Annotated in this window: 13 protein-coding genes and 1 tRNA gene; 4 read left to right on the top strand and 10 right to left on the bottom strand. The window is 64.3% G+C overall.

Translation table 11 applies throughout. The features are described from left to right. The first annotated feature begins 36 nt into the window (after positions 1–36). On the top strand, positions 37–2,391 hold the full coding sequence (locus ED21_RS08755) for an EAL domain-containing protein (protein ID WP_034922008.1): 2,355 nt from the start codon (positions 37–39) through the stop codon (positions 2,389–2,391). A gap of 6 nt (positions 2,392–2,397) precedes the next feature. On the opposite strand, the gene purQ is transcribed toward ED21_RS08755, so the two are convergent. Together purQ and purS are read right to left on the bottom strand one after the other, a co-directional pair. After that, positions 2,398–3,075 carry a phosphoribosylformylglycinamidine synthase subunit PurQ gene (purQ, locus tag ED21_RS08760; RefSeq protein WP_006833516.1) on the bottom strand — a complete coding sequence of 226 codons (678 nt, stop codon included), beginning with the start codon at positions 3,073–3,075 and terminating at the stop codon, positions 2,398–2,400. Next, a complete protein-coding gene (gene purS, locus ED21_RS08765; RefSeq protein WP_006833517.1) occupies positions 3,075–3,308 on the bottom strand; it encodes a phosphoribosylformylglycinamidine synthase subunit PurS in 234 nt (77 codons plus the stop codon). Before purS ends, purQ begins: the two co-directional genes overlap by 1 nt. A 292-nt stretch (positions 3,309–3,600) precedes the next feature. Between purS and ED21_RS08770 the strand changes: the two genes are divergently transcribed. Further along, a complete protein-coding gene (locus tag ED21_RS08770; protein ID WP_006833518.1) occupies positions 3,601–5,838 on the top strand; it encodes a TonB-dependent receptor in 2,238 nt (745 codons plus the stop codon). Positions 5,839–5,910: 72 nt separating this feature from the next. On the opposite strand, the gene ED21_RS08775 is transcribed toward ED21_RS08770, so the two are convergent. Continuing rightward, positions 5,911–8,787 carry a pitrilysin family protein gene (locus ED21_RS08775; RefSeq protein WP_006833519.1) on the bottom strand — a complete coding sequence of 959 codons (2,877 nt, stop codon included), beginning with the start codon at positions 8,785–8,787 and terminating at the stop codon, positions 5,911–5,913. A 162-nt stretch (positions 8,788–8,949) separates the two neighbouring features. Between ED21_RS08775 and ED21_RS08780 the strand changes: the two genes are divergently transcribed. Beyond that, positions 8,950–9,831 (top strand): diacylglycerol kinase family protein, encoded by an 882-nt coding sequence (locus ED21_RS08780; RefSeq protein WP_006833520.1) that lies wholly within the window; start codon positions 8,950–8,952, stop codon positions 9,829–9,831. On the opposite strand, the gene purC is transcribed toward ED21_RS08780, so the two are convergent. Both purC and ED21_RS08790 read right to left on the bottom strand, forming a co-directional pair. Next, a complete protein-coding gene (gene purC, locus ED21_RS08785; RefSeq protein WP_006833521.1) occupies positions 9,832–10,638 on the bottom strand; it encodes a phosphoribosylaminoimidazolesuccinocarboxamide synthase in 807 nt (268 codons plus the stop codon). Positions 10,639–10,797: 159 nt separating this feature from the next. Further along, positions 10,798–12,102, bottom strand: a complete 1,305-nt coding sequence (locus ED21_RS08790; RefSeq protein ID WP_006833522.1) for a sodium:proton antiporter — start codon at positions 12,100–12,102, stop codon at positions 10,798–10,800. Between the two features lie 44 nt (positions 12,103–12,146). Between ED21_RS08790 and ED21_RS08795 the strand changes: the two genes are divergently transcribed. Next, on the top strand, positions 12,147–13,076 hold the full coding sequence (locus ED21_RS08795) for an HPr kinase/phosphorylase (RefSeq protein WP_006833523.1): 930 nt from the start codon (positions 12,147–12,149) through the stop codon (positions 13,074–13,076). A gap of 10 nt (positions 13,077–13,086) precedes the next feature. Here ED21_RS08795 and ED21_RS08800 read toward each other — a convergent pair. The 5 genes from ED21_RS08800 to infA all read right to left on the bottom strand — a co-directional run bounded on the left by ED21_RS08800 (position 13,087) and on the right by infA (position 15,202). Beyond that, a tRNA-Phe gene (locus tag ED21_RS08800) sits at positions 13,087–13,162 on the bottom strand. Positions 13,163–13,250: 88 nt separating this feature from the next. Continuing rightward, entirely contained in the window at positions 13,251–13,430 is a 180-nt protein-coding gene (locus ED21_RS08805; protein ID WP_006833524.1) for a DNA gyrase inhibitor YacG, read from the bottom strand. After that, positions 13,423–14,370 carry a hypothetical protein gene (locus tag ED21_RS08810; RefSeq protein ID WP_006833525.1) on the bottom strand — a complete coding sequence of 316 codons (948 nt, stop codon included), beginning with the start codon at positions 14,368–14,370 and terminating at the stop codon, positions 13,423–13,425. Before ED21_RS08810 ends, ED21_RS08805 begins: the two co-directional genes overlap by 8 nt. Next, positions 14,363–14,938 carry a nucleoside triphosphate pyrophosphatase gene (locus tag ED21_RS08815; RefSeq protein WP_006833526.1) on the bottom strand — a complete coding sequence of 192 codons (576 nt, stop codon included), beginning with the start codon at positions 14,936–14,938 and terminating at the stop codon, positions 14,363–14,365. The genes ED21_RS08810 and ED21_RS08815 overlap by 8 nt, the downstream gene beginning before the upstream one ends. Positions 14,939–14,944: 6 nt before the next feature. Next, complete coding sequence (infA, locus tag ED21_RS08820; protein WP_006833527.1) at positions 14,945–15,202, bottom strand: translation initiation factor IF-1; 258 nt, start codon at positions 15,200–15,202, stop codon at positions 14,945–14,947. Between the last annotated feature and the right edge of the window lie 129 nt (positions 15,203–15,331).

A 15,331-nucleotide genomic window follows, 5' to 3' on the forward strand; every position in this document is an offset into this window, starting at 1 on the left:
ACCCGGAAATAACCTTTCGGGCTTAGGCCGCATAGTGTGAGCGAGACGAATTTTCTGCCGTCCCTGGGGGACGCGCCGCTGACCATGCGGCAAGTGATCGGGCTTGATGCGCCCGGCAGCGGCGATTTGGGCCGCTTTCATGGCAGACAGTACGCCCTGGTGACCCAACGCGCCGGTGCGCGTCTGATCTTCAACACCTTCGCTGTGCTGACAGTCGCCTGGCTGTGCTGGGACAAGGTGCCGGCCGAGGTTTTCTGGGGCTGGACGACATGCCTTGCGTTCATCGCAGGGTACAACCTCTTCCTCGACCGGCGCATGCGCGATGTCGATGAGCGAGGGCTTACCTGGGAAGTAATGCGTCGCCACGCGTTTGCCAGCGGTGCCAAGGGCGGGGTCTGGGGAGGCGGGTTGTGTGCGCTTGCCGTGACGGGTGCGGGCGGCCAGCTGGCTGAAATCTGGGCTGCGCTCGCATTCCTGATGATGGTCAGTGCCGTGAGCCGCTACAAGGCGCCACTCAGCACGACCGCCTATATTATCACGGCCACAGCCGGATCGATGGTAGCGGCGATGGCAACGTTTTCCTTTGGTCTGGGAGCGATCATGCTGGCGACAGGGGTCTTTGCCTGCCTCGGCGTGATCGAATCCGCCCGCGTCGCGATCTCGGTGCGTGCCGCCGAAGTCGAAATGCAGGAAAAGAGCGAAACCGTCTCCATGCTCCTGCGCGAATTCGAAGACGGGCAGGCCGACTGGCTGTGGCAGATCGACACCAAGCGCCGCCTGCGCTCCGTCAGTCCGCGGCTGTCCTTCGCCATGGGCCGCGAGATCGCCGATATCGAGGGCAAGTCCTTCCTCCAGCTGATCTCGGGGGACGGCTGGAAAACCGGCCAGTTCCCGCCGAGCCTGCATGACCTTGCCGACCGGCTGAAAAGCCGCGAAAGCTTCTCGGGTCTGGTCGTGAAGGCGCTGGTCAACGGTCAGGTCCGCTGGTGGGAAATGTCGGGCACGCCGATGTTCGACGAAGATGGCAAGTGGCTTGGCTTTCGTGGCGTCGGCTCGGATGTTACCGCGCAGCGCGAGAGCAGCGAGAAGATCGCATATCTCGCACGCTACGACACGCTCACCCAGCTGCCCAATCGGTTGCAGGTCAACGAATCCTTGGCCGATGCGCTGGCATATGCGGAAAAATGGCGCACGCGTTGCGCGCTGCTGATGATCGACCTCGACCGCTTCAAGGCGGTGAACGATTCGCTCGGCCATTTGATCGGCGACCAGATGCTGGCGCAGGTTGCGGGACGCCTGAAACCGCTGATGGACGAAGGTGAGTTGTGCGGCCGCCTGGGCGGGGACGAGTTCGCCGTCATCATCCGCGATGCGGCCGACCGCCGCCGTGTCGACACGCTGGCCAAGGCGATCATTTCGGCGCTTTCCGCGCCTTATCACGTAAACAATCAGGTGCTCTATGTCGGCGCGAGCGTCGGCTCGGCCATCGGTCCGCGCGACGGTCGCAACGTGGAAGAGCTGCTTCGTAACGCCGATCTCGCGCTGTATCGCGCCAAGGACGAGGGCGGCGGCGTGCATTGCGAATACGAACCCTCGCTTCACAGCAATGCCGAGGAACGCCGAGTGCTCGAGATCGCGCTACGCAGCGCGCTCGAAAAGAACGAGTTCGTCCTGCACTACCAGCCGGTCGTCGATGCCAACACCGAGGAACTTGTCAGCTTCGAAGCGCTGGCCCGCTGGAACTGCGAGGAGCATGGCTTCATCAGCCCCGCCAAGTTCATCCCGATTGCCGAAGATACGCGCCTGATCGTGCCGATCGGAACCTGGGTGATGCAAGAAGCCTGCCGCGAGGCGGCGCGTAACTGGCCCGAAAACGTCAAGGTGAACATCAACGTCTCGCCCGAACAACTGGTCGAGCCGGACTTTGCAGGGACGGTGGTGCGGGCCCTCTCGCACAGCGGGCTCGATCCCAAGCGGCTCGAGATCGAAGTGACCGAAAGCATCTTCATGCGCGACGCCAATGTCGCCCGCAAGGCGCTGGAACAGTGCATGGCGCTCGGTTGCTCGGTCGCGCTGGACGATTTCGGCACCGGCTATTCCTCGCTCGGTTATCTGCGCAAGCTCAAGTTCACTACCATCAAGGTCGACCGCAGCTTCGTGCAGGGCGCGGCGCAGAACAGTCCCGAAAGCCTCGCGATCATCCGCGCCGTGGTGGCCATGGCCGACAGCCTCGGCATGACGACGACGGCAGAAGGTGTCGAAAACGACGACGAGGCGGAAATGATCCGGCATCTGGGCTGCAATAAGATCCAGGGGTACCACTTCGGCCGGCCCATGCCGTCCGAGGATGCGCGCAAGATCTTCGCCCAGAAAAAGCGCAAGAGCGCCTGAGCGCAATCAGGCGGTGGCGAGCGCCTTGATCGCGCCTTCGAACAGGGCCAGTCCGCCGGTCCCGCCATGGGCGGCATCCACCGCGCGTTCGGGATGCGGCATCATGCCCAGCACATTGCCTGCCTTGTTGAGCACGCCCGCGATATCGCGGCGCGAGCCATTGCAGTTCTTGAGGTAACGGAACGCCACGCGGCCTTCGCCTTCGAGCCGGTCGAGCGTCTCCTCGTCGGCGAAGTAATTGCCGTCGTGATGCGCCACCGGAATGCGGATTTCCTGCCCCGCGTCATAGCCCTTGGTGAACAGCGAATCCGCGTTCTCCACTTTAAGGCTGACCGTGCGGCAGATAAAATGCTGGCTGGCGTTGCGCATCAGCGCGCCGGGGAGCAGACGCGCCTCGGTCAGGACCTGGAAGCCGTTGCATACGCCGAGCACGGGCACGCCGCGATCGGCTGCGCGCACCACTTCGCGCATGATCGGGCTGTTCGCCGCCATGGCGCCCGAACGCAGGTAATCGCCATAGGAAAAGCCGCCGGGCAAGGCGATGAGGTCGAGGCCTTGCGGCAGTTCGGCATCGCCGTGCCAGATGCACAGCGGGGCGCTGCCTGCAACCTGCTCCAGCGCCACCGCCATGTCGCGGTCGCAATTCGAGCCGGGAAAGGTGATGACGGCGCTGCTAAAAGCCATCAGTCCAGCTTCTCGATTGTGTAGTTTTCGATCACCGTGTTCGCGAGCAGCTTCTCGCACATTTCGGTGAGCGCTGTGTCGCTCGTGTCGTCGGCGACATCGAGTTCGACCGTGCGACCGATGCGGACATCGTCCACGCCCTTGAAGCCGAGGCCTTCCAGCGCATGGTGGACGGCGCGTCCCTGCGGGTCGAGCACGCCGGGCTTGAGGCTGACGAGAACGCGAATCTTCATGGGCGGCCTTTCGGATTTTACCGTGTGCTCAGGTTTGGCGCGCCTATGCCGCGAGAGCCTCTTTGGCGCAAGGCTTGAGGCAAAGGCAGGGAGTAACAGTGGCTTGCACGAGAACTGCGTTTTTTGCGTTGTTACTGCGATGCAACATTAAGCAAAAACCGCAGCCTTCCGCGCCTCGATGACTCGTATATTGTGACGTTTCGGCTACAGGCGCGAGGGTCAATTCACTTCTTCCATCCCACCAACCCGCGCCAATGGATCATCGCGTCGGGCCAAAAGGATTACCTCTCCCATGATTGACCGCTCCCTTGCTCTCCGCCTCCTCCCAGCCAGCACGCTGGCGCTCGCCGTTGCGCAGCCCGCTATGGCGCAGGACACCGTCGACAGCTCCGACAGCGAAGCCACCGGCGCCGAACAGCCCGACAACGGCGCGCTCGACGTGATCGTCGTGACGGCCAACCGCCGCGAGGAAAACCTGCAGGACGTCGCCGTTTCGGCCGCGACCGTCTCCGCCGATGCCGCGCAGACCATTTTCGACGCCGGCGCGGATGTGACCGCGCTCTCCGCGCGCGTGCCGGGCCTCTTCGTCGAAAGTTCCAACGGCCGTGCGGCCCCGCGTTTCTATATCCGCGGCCTCGGCAACACCGACTTCGACCTTGCCGCCTCGCAGCCCGTTTCGGTGGTGCAGGACGACGTCGTCCTCGAAAACGTGACGCTCAAGAGCTTCCCGATCTTCGACGTGGAGCGTATCGAAGTTCTTCGCGGTCCGCAGGGCACGCTGTTCGGCCGCAACACGCCGGCCGGTATCGTGAAGATCGACACCACCAAGCCGGGTGACGAATTGGCTGTGCGCGGTTCGGCCAGCTACGGCAGCTTCAACTCGGTGGCTATCGACGGCGGCGTCACCGTTCCCATCGTGCCGGGCGTGGCCTCGGTTCGCCTGTCAGGCCTGTGGCAGCAGCGCGACGACTGGGTGGACAACGGTTTCACTGGCCAGGAAGACGTCTACGGCGCTTACAGCGACATCGCCGGGCGCGCTCAGCTCCTGCTGACGCCGACGGACCGGATCTCGATCCTCGGCAGCTACGCCGTTCGCAACCTCGACGGCACCTCGACCCTGTTCCGAGCCAACATCCTCGGCCCGGGTTCGAACGACCTCAACGAAAACTACGACCGCGACACCGTGTTCTACGATGCGGGCGCAGGCAACCAGGCCCAGTACGACGCTGAGATCGCGACCGTGAAAGCCGATTACGACGCCGACTTTGCCACTTTCACCAGCATCACCAGCTGGGCCAGCAGCGAAGGTTCGAGCCGCGGCGATATCGACGGCGGCAACCTCGTCGACGGGCCGGGCTTCATCCCTTTCCCGTCCGACACCCGCGATTCCATCGTGCTCGACCAGTTCACGCAGGAAGTCCGCCTCGCTTCGAACAGCGGTGGCATCATCGAATGGCAGGTCGGCGGTTTCTACTTCGACAGTGATTTCGACGTGACCACGGTCGGCTTCGATTTCCCGCCGGCCGTGACCGTGAACCACACCAACGAAAGCTGGGCGGTCTTCGGCCAGGTTACCGGGCAGGTGACCGATTTGCTGAAGCTGACCGGCGGTGTGCGCTACACTGAAGATGAGAAGCAGTTTGCCGTCACGCAGACCTCGTTCATCTCCGGCCCCGGCGATCAGGCGCGCAGCGTCGAAGACGAGCGTATTAGCTGGGACGTGGCTGCCTTTTATGAAGTCAGCGCCGATGCCAGCGTCTATGCGCGCGTCGCGAGCGGTTTTCGTGCACCGACCATCCAGGGCCGCGACGTGGCCTTCGGTTCGGCTCCTTCGATCGCCAGCTCCGAGAAGATCATGAGCTATGAGGCAGGCCTCAAGTCCGAGCTGCTCGATCGCAAGGTTCGTCTGAACCTAGCCGGCTATTACTACACCATCACCGATCCGCAGTTCTCGGCCATCGGCGGTGCGGACAACCTCGTCCAGCTGGTCAATTCCGACAAGGGGCGCGGCTACGGCTTCGAACTCGACAGCGCATTCCAGGTCACGCCCGATTTCCTGATCACGGCCGGTGCGAGCTGGAACAACACCAAGATCCAAGACGACAACCTGGCGGTGGGCATCTGCGCCCAGTGTACGGTCACCGACCCGATCGTGACGCTGTCTGGCACCGATCGCGCGCTGGTGGACGGCAACCCGTTCCCCAACGCTCCGGAATGGATCGCCGACGTGTCCGCACGTTACGCCGTTCCGGTTAGCTTGGACGGCGAGCTCTTCGCCTACACCGACTGGACCTATCAAGGCGCGACCAATTTCTTCCTCTACGAGAGCTTGGAGTTCAATTCGGACAACCAGATCGAAGGCGGTCTGCGCGTCGGTTACGCCCGTTTCGACGGCAGCCTCGAAGTGGCGCTGTTTGCGCGCAACATCACCAACGAGGACAATGTGAAGGGCGGTATCGACTTCAACAACAACACCGGCTTCGTGAACGATCCGCGTGTCATCGGTCTTTCGGTCCGATTCCAGCACTAGGCTGCGCACCGCAGACAAAAGAAAGGGCCGGGAGGGACATGTCATTCTGGCCCTTTTCCTATGGCCCGCCGATTACTCGCTGGGAGCGAGCGATTGGTGGACGATGCGGATGCGCAGCGCTTCGTCGGCCGTCAGGTACTGGGCGGCCGCTTCCTGCATCATTTCGGGCGTGACGTTGCGAAGGCGCGTTTCGTAGGTGCGATAGCGGTCGAGCCGGTCGGCCTCGAGCTGCGCTTCTGCCAGCATGCCCAGCCAGTATGGGTTCTGGGTCTTCTGCTGGGCGAGGTTTTCCAGCATCGGTCGGCGTGCGCGATCCAGCAGGTCGGCATCGACCGGCGCATCGCGCAGCTGCGCAGCGATGTTGTCGATGGTCGCGAAAACCTTCTCGGCATCGCCCGGCGCGACCACGACGGACGTCGAGAAGGTGCCATAGCCGTCAAAGGTATCCGACATCGAGGATCCCGCACCCGGCGAATAGGAGGCTCCCAGCTTCTCGCGGATTTCCTCGAGCAGCTGGAGGCGCATCACGCTGGCGAGCAGGCGCATGGTCGCCTCCTCCTGCGCATCGTCATCGTCGGTCGTGGGCCAATAGACCAGCGCCAGCGCTTGGTCTTCCGCCCCGGCGTGCGTCAGCGTCACCGGATCGCGGCGCGCGGTGAAGCTGGCCTGGCGCGCTTCCGTGAAGGCGCCGAGCTGCGTCGAACGCGCCGGGAGCGCACCGAAGGTCTTCGCGACGGCGTCGATCACGGCCGCCTCGTCGATTTCGCCAACCACGGCGATTTCGATCGGGGCTTTGGCGAATTGCTCTGCGATGAGCGCGCGGGCCTGTTCCAGCGTGACCGCTTCCAGCCTGTCCTGCGCCGGAATGCCGAAGCGCGGGTTGCCGTCCGAGATAACCCGCGGGACTTCGAACTGGGCCACGCTTTGCGGCGTCGCATCGGTGCTTGCGAGGAAGGGCGGCAGCAGCGCCTGCCAGCGGCTCAGCGCCTCGTCGCGGAAGCCCGGATCGGTGAGATAGGCCGCAGTCAGCTGGAGCTGCAATTCGAGGTCCTCCATGGTCGTGCTGCCGGCCGTGGCGAAGCGATCGCCTCCGACACTAAGGCCACTCGCGACATCGCGACCGGCCATTATGCGGCGGATCTCATCGAAGCTGTGCTTGCCGAGGCCGCCCTGCGCCAGCGAGGTCGAGAGGAACAGGCCGGTAGCGATGGAATCGTCGGGAAGCGACAGCAGGCCCGATCCGATGCGCACCGAATAGCGCAGCTTGCCCTCTTCGAAATCTGTCGTCTTGAGGTTCAGCTTCACGCCGTTGGAGAACTGGATTTGCCGGAAGCCGAGGTCCTCGACCGCGATGTCCGAAACCACCGTACCCGGCGTGCCGAAGCTGTCGTAACCGAAGGCCGTGACCTCCGCCTCGGCTGGCGCTTCCAGTTCGACTGCCCGCGACGCCTCGAGGACATTGAGAATGGCCTGGTCGCCGCCATCGATGGGCGCCTTGGTGCTCACATGAACCAGCGCCGGGGACAGCGCTTGGTCTTCGCGGAAGACTTCAAGCACCTCCCGGGTGGTGATGGTCGGAGCGATGGTCTGGAACAGCTCCCAGTTCGTCTGCGGCGTCACAAAGAGTCGCCCGCTCTTGGCCGTGGAAAGGATGCCACCGGCAAGTCCTGCGCTCTGGCGGGTGTTCTGCTGCTGCGCGGAATCGCGATACCTGCGCGTATAATTCGCCACCTGCTCAGCCAGTTCGGCCTCGGAGAAGCCGAATTCGACGGCGCGGCGCCATTCCTGCTCGCCGACCTGCAGCGCCTGCTGCCATTCGCCTTCCTTGGCCTGCAGCGTGAGCGACGCCTGGTCGTAGAGTTCGAAGAAGTCGCTGCCCGAAAGGCCGCCCGAGATGATCGGGGCATCGACCTGGTTGGCGATCTGTTCGAGCCGACGATTGACCATCGCGCGGCCAAGCGACGCGACCAGCGAGCGGCGGAAATCCGCCGTAGTGCTCATGGGCTCGCGATAGGGCGCGAAGCGGTCGATCACGACGAGGAAGGGGACGTCTGGATCGACGAAATTGGCGGCCGCCGGGCCGCGCGTGAGATTGATCGTTCCTCCCTCGACCCGCTCGATCGCATTGGCCGGCGCCTGCCAGTCACCGAAGCGCTCGCGCACCTCGGCTTCCACGGCGGCGACATCGACATCGCCGACGATGACCAGTGCCGCATTGTCGGGGCGGTAGTAGCGCGCATAAAGCTCGCGCAGGCGGTCGGCCGGGGCGGCATCGATATTCTCGACCGTCCCCTCGGCGCGGAAGCGGGCGGCAAAGCGCGTGTCGGGCGCGATGAACTTGAGATAGTCCTTGATCCGGCGGATCTGGAAATTGTTGCGCGTGCGCGTTTCCGACTGGATGACGCCACGCTCACGGTCGACCGCGTCGGCGGCAATGGTCAGTTCGCTCGCAGTTTCACGCATCAGCATCAGCGCGGTGCCGAGAAGGTCGGCATCCTTGCGCGGCAAATCGAGCTTGTAGATCGTGTCCTCGAAACCGGTCGAGGCGTTGGTGTCGGCACCGAAGGCAAGACCCTCGCGCTCGAGCAGCTTGATCATTTCGCCTTCGGGAATGTTGGTCGATCCGTTGAAGGCCATGTGCTCGATGAAGTGGGCAAGGCCCAGCTCGTCGTCCTCTTCGTCGACCCAGCCCACATCGAAGCCGAAGCGCACCACTACCGCGTCTTGCGGGGTTTCGTTGCGCATGATCGCGTAGCGCATGCCGTTGTCGAGCATGCCGTACCGCACCGAGGCATCGGGTGCGATGTCGTAAATGGCGTTGCCCCAGGCCGTCTGGCTCTGCTGCTGGGCGGTGACCGCAGGCACAGCGGCGTCCTGCGCAGCCAGCGGTGCGGCGATGGCAAGAAGCGGAAGCGCGGCAAGCGCGCACGCGGATTTCACGATTTTCATAGAGCGTCCCTTTCCCCCGCAAGTATCGCAGGTGTCCCAATTTTCACCGTACTAATGCGAAGGCGCCGGGCAAGTGATGGAAGCGTTCCATCTACAAAGCGCTGGCAGCTTCCGACGAATTGCAACTTCTCTTTCGATCATGGCCAGCTAAAGCGGGCGACAATGACTTCGCTTGATCTTGTCTATAACCCGGTCTCGGGAAGCTTTTCCGAAACGCATCTGGCGGCCCTCGACAGGGCCCTCTCCGACGAAGGCTTCTCGGTGACCCTCATGCCGACCACCGCAGAGAGCGCGCGCCCGACGGGCAGGGCGCAGATTGTCTGCGTCCATGGCGGCGACGGCACCTTGCGCGATGTCGTGCGGACCATGGGCGAGCAAGCGGGCGATACGCCGCTGTGCATCGCGCCGTCCGGCACGATCAACCTTGTCGCACGCGAGCTCGAATATCCGCGAAAACCGGCCGATTTCGCCCGCAAGATCGCGGCGGCGTGGAAGCGCGGGGAGGAAAGCTGGGTGCGCGCGCCGCTGTACCGGCTAGGCGACATGCCGATCGTCTCCTGTCTCTCGATCGGCCCCGACAGCCACGCGGTCGCGCGGGTTTCGGGCTCGCTCAAGAAGCGGATCGGACGCTATGCCTATGTCGTGGCGATGATGCAGCAGATGCGCGACTGGCCGCGCCAGCCGATGCAGGTCCGCGGCACAACCACGGGCGGGGAGGCTTTCACCGACCAGGCCGAAGCGGTGATCGTGTCCAACGCTGCCCTTTACGCCGGACCCTTCCGGCTCAGCCCCGAAGCCGCGCTGCACGCTGATTCCGTCGAGCTCATCACCGTTGGCGAGGGCACGCGGTTGAGGATTATGGCGTTGAGCTTTGCTGCCATGGTAGGCCTGCCGGTCGAGCGCTTCGCCAAGGCCAGGGTGCGCAGCTGCAAGCGCGTCGAGTTCGACCGCTGCGTCACCCCCGTCCAGGTCGATGGTGACCACATGCCCGACTGCGCCTACGCCATCGCACCCAGCGGATTGAGCCTGCGCTACGTCGTTTAGTTATTTCTTTGGCGGCGTGATCTTGTTGCGCAGGCGGCTGCGATGCGCGCCCATGTCGACCACTTCGCCGGGGCCGTTGTCTTCGTTCTGCAGCAGGCCGAGACGGCGCGCGACTTCCTGATAGGCTTCGCTCTCGCCGCCCATGTCGCGGCGGAAACGGTCCTTGTCGAGTTTCTCGCCGGTGTTGATGTCCCACAGACGGCAGCCATCGGGGCTGATTTCGTCGGCAAGGATGGTGCGGCTGTAGTCGCCGTCCCAGATGCGGCCGAATTCCAGCTTGAAGTCGACCAGGCGGATGTCAATCGCCGCGAACATGCCGCACAGGAAATCGTTGATGCGGATGGCCATGGAGGACATGTCCTGCATCTCTTCATGGCTGCACCAGTTGAAGCAGGCGATCTCTTCCTCGGAGACCTTGGGATCGCCCAGCGCGTCGTCCTTGAGGCAATATTCGATCAGCGTGTGCGGCAGCAATTCGCCTTCCTCGACACCGAGGCGCTTCGACAGCGAACCGGCGGCCACGTTGCGCACGACCACTTCCAGGGGAATGATCTCGACCTGGCGGACCAGCTGTTCGCGCATGTTGAGGCGGCGGATGAAATGCGTCGGGATGCCGATGTGCGAAAGGCGGGTGAACACATACTCGCTGATGCGGTTGTTGATCACGCCCTTGCCGTTGATCGTGCCCTTCTTTTCGGCGTTGAAGGCAGTGGCGTCATCCTTGAAATACTGGATGATCGTGCCCGGCTCGGGTCCCTCGTAGAGGATCTTGGCCTTGCCTTCGTAGATCTGGCGGCGACGTGCCATGCTTGCATTCCTTCACGCGAAAAACAGGCGCCCCGGTTAGCGGGAATCGGGAAAGATCCGCACGGCCGGGGCGTTGGGCTGGCGCTTACCGGAACAGGGTGGGGAAAGCAATTGCCGCACATTGCGAGTCTTGGCGATCAGCAGTCGCAAATGCCGTGCTCAATGCACGGTTTCGGCGCCTTCCTCGACCGCGGGGGCGTGATCGCGCTTCAGCTTGTCGATCAGGCGGCCGAGCGTGGCGCGCTGGACGAGGACGCTGAAGAGCACGGCGGCAAAGGTCGCCGCGAGGATATAGTCGCGCGTTTCCCCAGCGGGCAGCGAGAGCGCCAGCGCAATGGAAATACCCCCCCGCAGGCCGCCCCACCACAGCACGCGGCCCGCGCCCTTGTCCTGCAGGCGCGCGGCCGGGATGGTCTTGGTCGAGACGAAAATGCCCACCGCGCGCGCCGCGAGCGAGAGCGGGATGGCGAGCAGGCCGAAGAGCAATACGTCGCCGCCCACGGTCAGCACGATCATTTCGAGGCCGATCAGCAGGAACAGCACCGAGTTCAAAAGCTCGTCCAGCAATTCCCAGAACTTGAGCAGGTAATCGCGTGTCACGTCGCTCATCGCATAGGTGACGCCGTGGTTGCCGATAAGGAGACCGGCCACCGCCATCGCCAGCGGTCCGGAGATATGCAGCTGGCTGCACAGCGCATAGCCGCCCATGACGACTGCCAGCGTGATCAGCACCTCAAGCGTGTATTCGTCCATCCCGGCGAGGGCGCGATAGCCGAGGTATCCGGCGACAAGACCGACAAGTATGCCGCCGCCCGCTTCGATGGCAAACAGCTCCGCGCCTTCGAGGAAGGAGAACTCGCTCCCGCTCACCGCTGCGCCCAGCAGGATGATGAAGACCACGATGCCCACGCCGTCGTTGAACAGGCTTTCGCCCGCCACCGCGCTTTGCAGCGATTTGGGGACATTCTCTTCCTTGAGGACGCCGAGGACGGATACCGGGTCTGTCGGCGCGATCAGCGCACCGAAGACGAAATACCAGATCGGCGCGAAACCGAGCCCGATCAGCGAACCCACGCCCCACATGGCCAGACCCACCAGCACGGTCGAGATCATCACCCCGACCGTCGACAGCAGCAGGACCGGCAGCCACGCTACCTTCAGACGGTCGAGATCGACATGAAGCGCGCCGGCGAACAGCAGGAAGCTCAGCATCCCCTGCAGCAGCGTGTCGGTGAAGTTCATCTGCTCCAGCGTGTCAGCGACCCAATTGTCGAGCGTGATGCCCGGAATGATCGCATCGACCGCCATCAGGCCGATCGCCGCGACCGCCCCCATCACCGTTAGGCCAATGACATGGGGCAATTTGATGAAGTGGTGGTTGAACCAGCCGAGGAGCGCGGAGGCCACTACGAGCAGGGCGGCGATGTCGAAGGCGGAGAGCGCGTTGGCGGTTTCTTCGTGCATAATGAGCTCGATAGCGTGGAGATACGCGGAGGCAAAGCTTGCCTGTGGATGGCGGCTCGGGCAGCAATGGCACGGTCATGCAAGGATCGTTCAACTATCGCCATTCGGGCTTGCAGGTGGCCTCGCAGATCGAACTGCCGGAATGGGCCGCGTTCGCTCGCGCTGAAGGCCCTGCCGACGTGCGCATCATCCTGTCCGACGAGCCGTGCCCCGATTGCCCCAGCGACGGCAGCGTGGCCGTGGGCGAGAGCTTGCGCTTCGCCATCAAGGGGATCGGCGGCTGGCAGGTCGAGGGCGGTCACACGATCCGGCTTCACCCGGGGCTGACAGCGGATTTGCCCGAGCTGCGGCTCTTCACCTTGGGCAGCGCCTGGGGCGCGCTCGGATACCAGCGCGGGTTTGCCATGTGGCACGGCAGCGCGGTGGAGATGGCCGGGCGGACGGTCCTTTTGTGCGGCGATGCCGGCGCGGGAAAGAGCACCATGGCTGCGGCCCTCTGCGCGCGCGGGGCGCGGCTGTTGGCGGACGACCTCAGCCGCATCGAACCGGGGGAAGAGGGCGCCCGGATCTATCCCTCCTCGGCGCGTCTCAAGCTCGGGAGCGAGGCTATCGAGCGGTTCGGTTGGCAGGATGCGGTGCTCCAGCGCGACTACTTCCGCGACGAAAAGTTCCACTGCGCCGCGCCGCAGCACCGGGCGGGCGAGAGGGCGCAAGAGCTCCACGCCATCATCTCGCTTGAAGAGTCAGACGGTCTCGATCTCACACGGCTAAACGGCGCGGAAGCTCTGGAGACAGCGATGCGGGAGACAATGTACCGGCCCGAAATGCTCGATGCGCTGGGCGCGTGGGGGCACCAGGGCGGCTTGGCGGCACAGATCGTGGCGCAATGCCCCGTCTATCGGATGCGCAGGCCGAAGGACTTCACGGCGCTGGACGAGGTCTGCGCGCTTATCGAAACGCTACAAGATCGGTGATGGGGGAAAGTGGTGCCCGGGGACGGATTCGAACCGCCGACACTGCGATTTTCAGTCGCATGCTCTACCAACTGAGCTACCCGGGCTTACTGTCGCTGCGGCCTCTCGTGGGGCTCGCCAGCGGTTGGAGTGCGCGCCTATGGCGAAGCCGCGCGCGCTTGGCAAGGGCCTAATTCAATCGTCCTGTGGCTTGACCACTTCGGCGGCGATTTCTTCGGGCAGGGCCGGCCGGCCCGGCACGGCGTAGCCATCGCCGAACCATTGCGCGAGATCGCGGTCGCGGCAGCGGTCGGAACAGAAGGGAGCGTGCTTTTCGGTGCGCGGCTTCTTGCAGATCGGGCAGGGCTTACTCATGGCTCACGATCTGGGCAGTGGCGGCTTCGATGGCAAGCCCGGGATCGGTCTCTATCCGCAAGGGGCGTCCCGTGCGGCGTTCGACCTCGGTGATCCAATCGGGTTTGAGCTTCGCCTTGAGCGCAGGATGCACGTTTAGCAGCGTCACCCCGGCTCCTTCGACCATCTCGGCGCGCCGTATCGCAATGCGCGCCGCCATGCCGGTGCGAGAGGTGGCGAAGCGGTGAAGGAGCGAGGGGCCTTCCAGCCGCGCGACGATCTGGACGAAGCCGAAGCCGTTCATCGCGGTGCGCTCGTGCGGCCAGCCCGTCAGCGCCTCTTCCAGCATGGTGTCGACGGCCTTGCGGTCGGCTTTCGCCTCGAGGGTTGGGAAGTCGATCCCGATCGAACCGCCCAGATCGAACTGCCGCAAAGCTTCCGCCAGCGGCCCGACGGCTGCGAGCGCCAGCGTGCGCGGGTCGAGAGCGCCATCGATGTCTACGAGAGTCATGGCCGGTGTGACCGCAAAGAGCAGCGAACCGCCGTCGAAGGCTATCTCGCCCGAACTGGCGGCGTGCCAAACCTCCTCCCATTTCCCGGCAGGGAAACGCCGGACGCGCCGTGCGCTTTCGAAAACATCCTCGCTCACTGTCACGGCCGAGGCGGGCCGCGCGGAAGGCAATTTGTAGCGCCCTCGCTCTGTTATGGCGGCACGGGTGACGACGAGATCGAGCGTGGCGCCCTCGCTTGCGTCGCGCGGCAGCTTGTCGACCAGCACCTCGCGCCCTTCCGGCGTGGTTGCCGAGCCCCGCGTGCCACGCTTGGCGGTCAATTGCGCGGTAATCGCTTGTCCTGCGTGAAGCTCGCCCGGCCAGCGGCATTTTGCGGCCAGCACCCTGTCACCGTCGAGCAGGATCGCGCGCGTCTCGCCCACGCCCTCCTCGAAAAGCCATTCAGGCAATTGGGAACCCCGCCGCCTTCAGCAGGGCGCGCGTTTCGTACAGCGGCAGGCCGACGACGCCCGAATGGCTGCCCTGGATGCGGGTGATGAGGCCCTCGGCTAGGCCCTGGATGGCGTAGCCACCTGCTTTTCCGTCCCATTCACCACTGTCGATATAGGCGTCGATCTCTTCGGCGCTCAGGCGCTTGAACAGGACTACGGTTTCGCTCATCCGCTCGCGGACTGTGCCGTCGGGCGCGCGCAGGGCAATGACCGAGAGCACGCGGTGGCGGCGGCCCGACAGAAGCTCGAGGCACTGGCGCGCGGTCGCCTCGTCCTCGGCCTTGGGCAGGATGCGGCGACCGGCGGCCACCACCGTGTCACCGGCCAGCACGAAGCCTTCGTCGCTGGCGGCCGCTTCAGCCTTTTCGCTCGCCATGCGTTTCGCATAGTCGCGCGGAAGCTCGCGATTGGCGGGCGTCTCGTCGATGTCGGCAGGGGCGATCGCATCGGGCGTCAAGCCGAGCCGCGCGATCAGTTCGCGGCGGCGCGGGCTGGCGGATGCGAGGATGAGAGTGGGCTTGCCCACCGCGTCTTACTGCGGGCCGGGACCCTGGCCGGGGCCGCCGCGACCGGGCATGAAGCGGTAGGTGATACGCGCCTTGGTCAGGTCGTAGGGCGTCAGCTCGCACAGGACCTCGTCGCCCACCAACACGCGGATGCGGTTCTTGCGCATCTTGCCCGCAGTGTGGCCGAGCACTTCGTGGCCGTTCTCGAGCTCGACGCGGAACATGGCGTTGGGCAGCAGTTCCACAACGCGCCCGCGCATTTCGAGAAGTTCTTCTTTGGCCATTCGTGTCCTTAAGTCATGCAGTTGGTCGAGTGATGTCGCGCGCCCATAGCGGCAGGCGGGATAAAAGGGAAGAGTCTGGCATTCAGGCAAGTGCAAGGGTTCTGCGACGATTTGATACGCGATAACCCC

Origin of the sequence: Erythrobacter sp. SD-21, from assembly GCF_000181515.1 — a bacterium.
Classification (GTDB): domain Bacteria; phylum Pseudomonadota; class Alphaproteobacteria; order Sphingomonadales; family Sphingomonadaceae; genus Qipengyuania.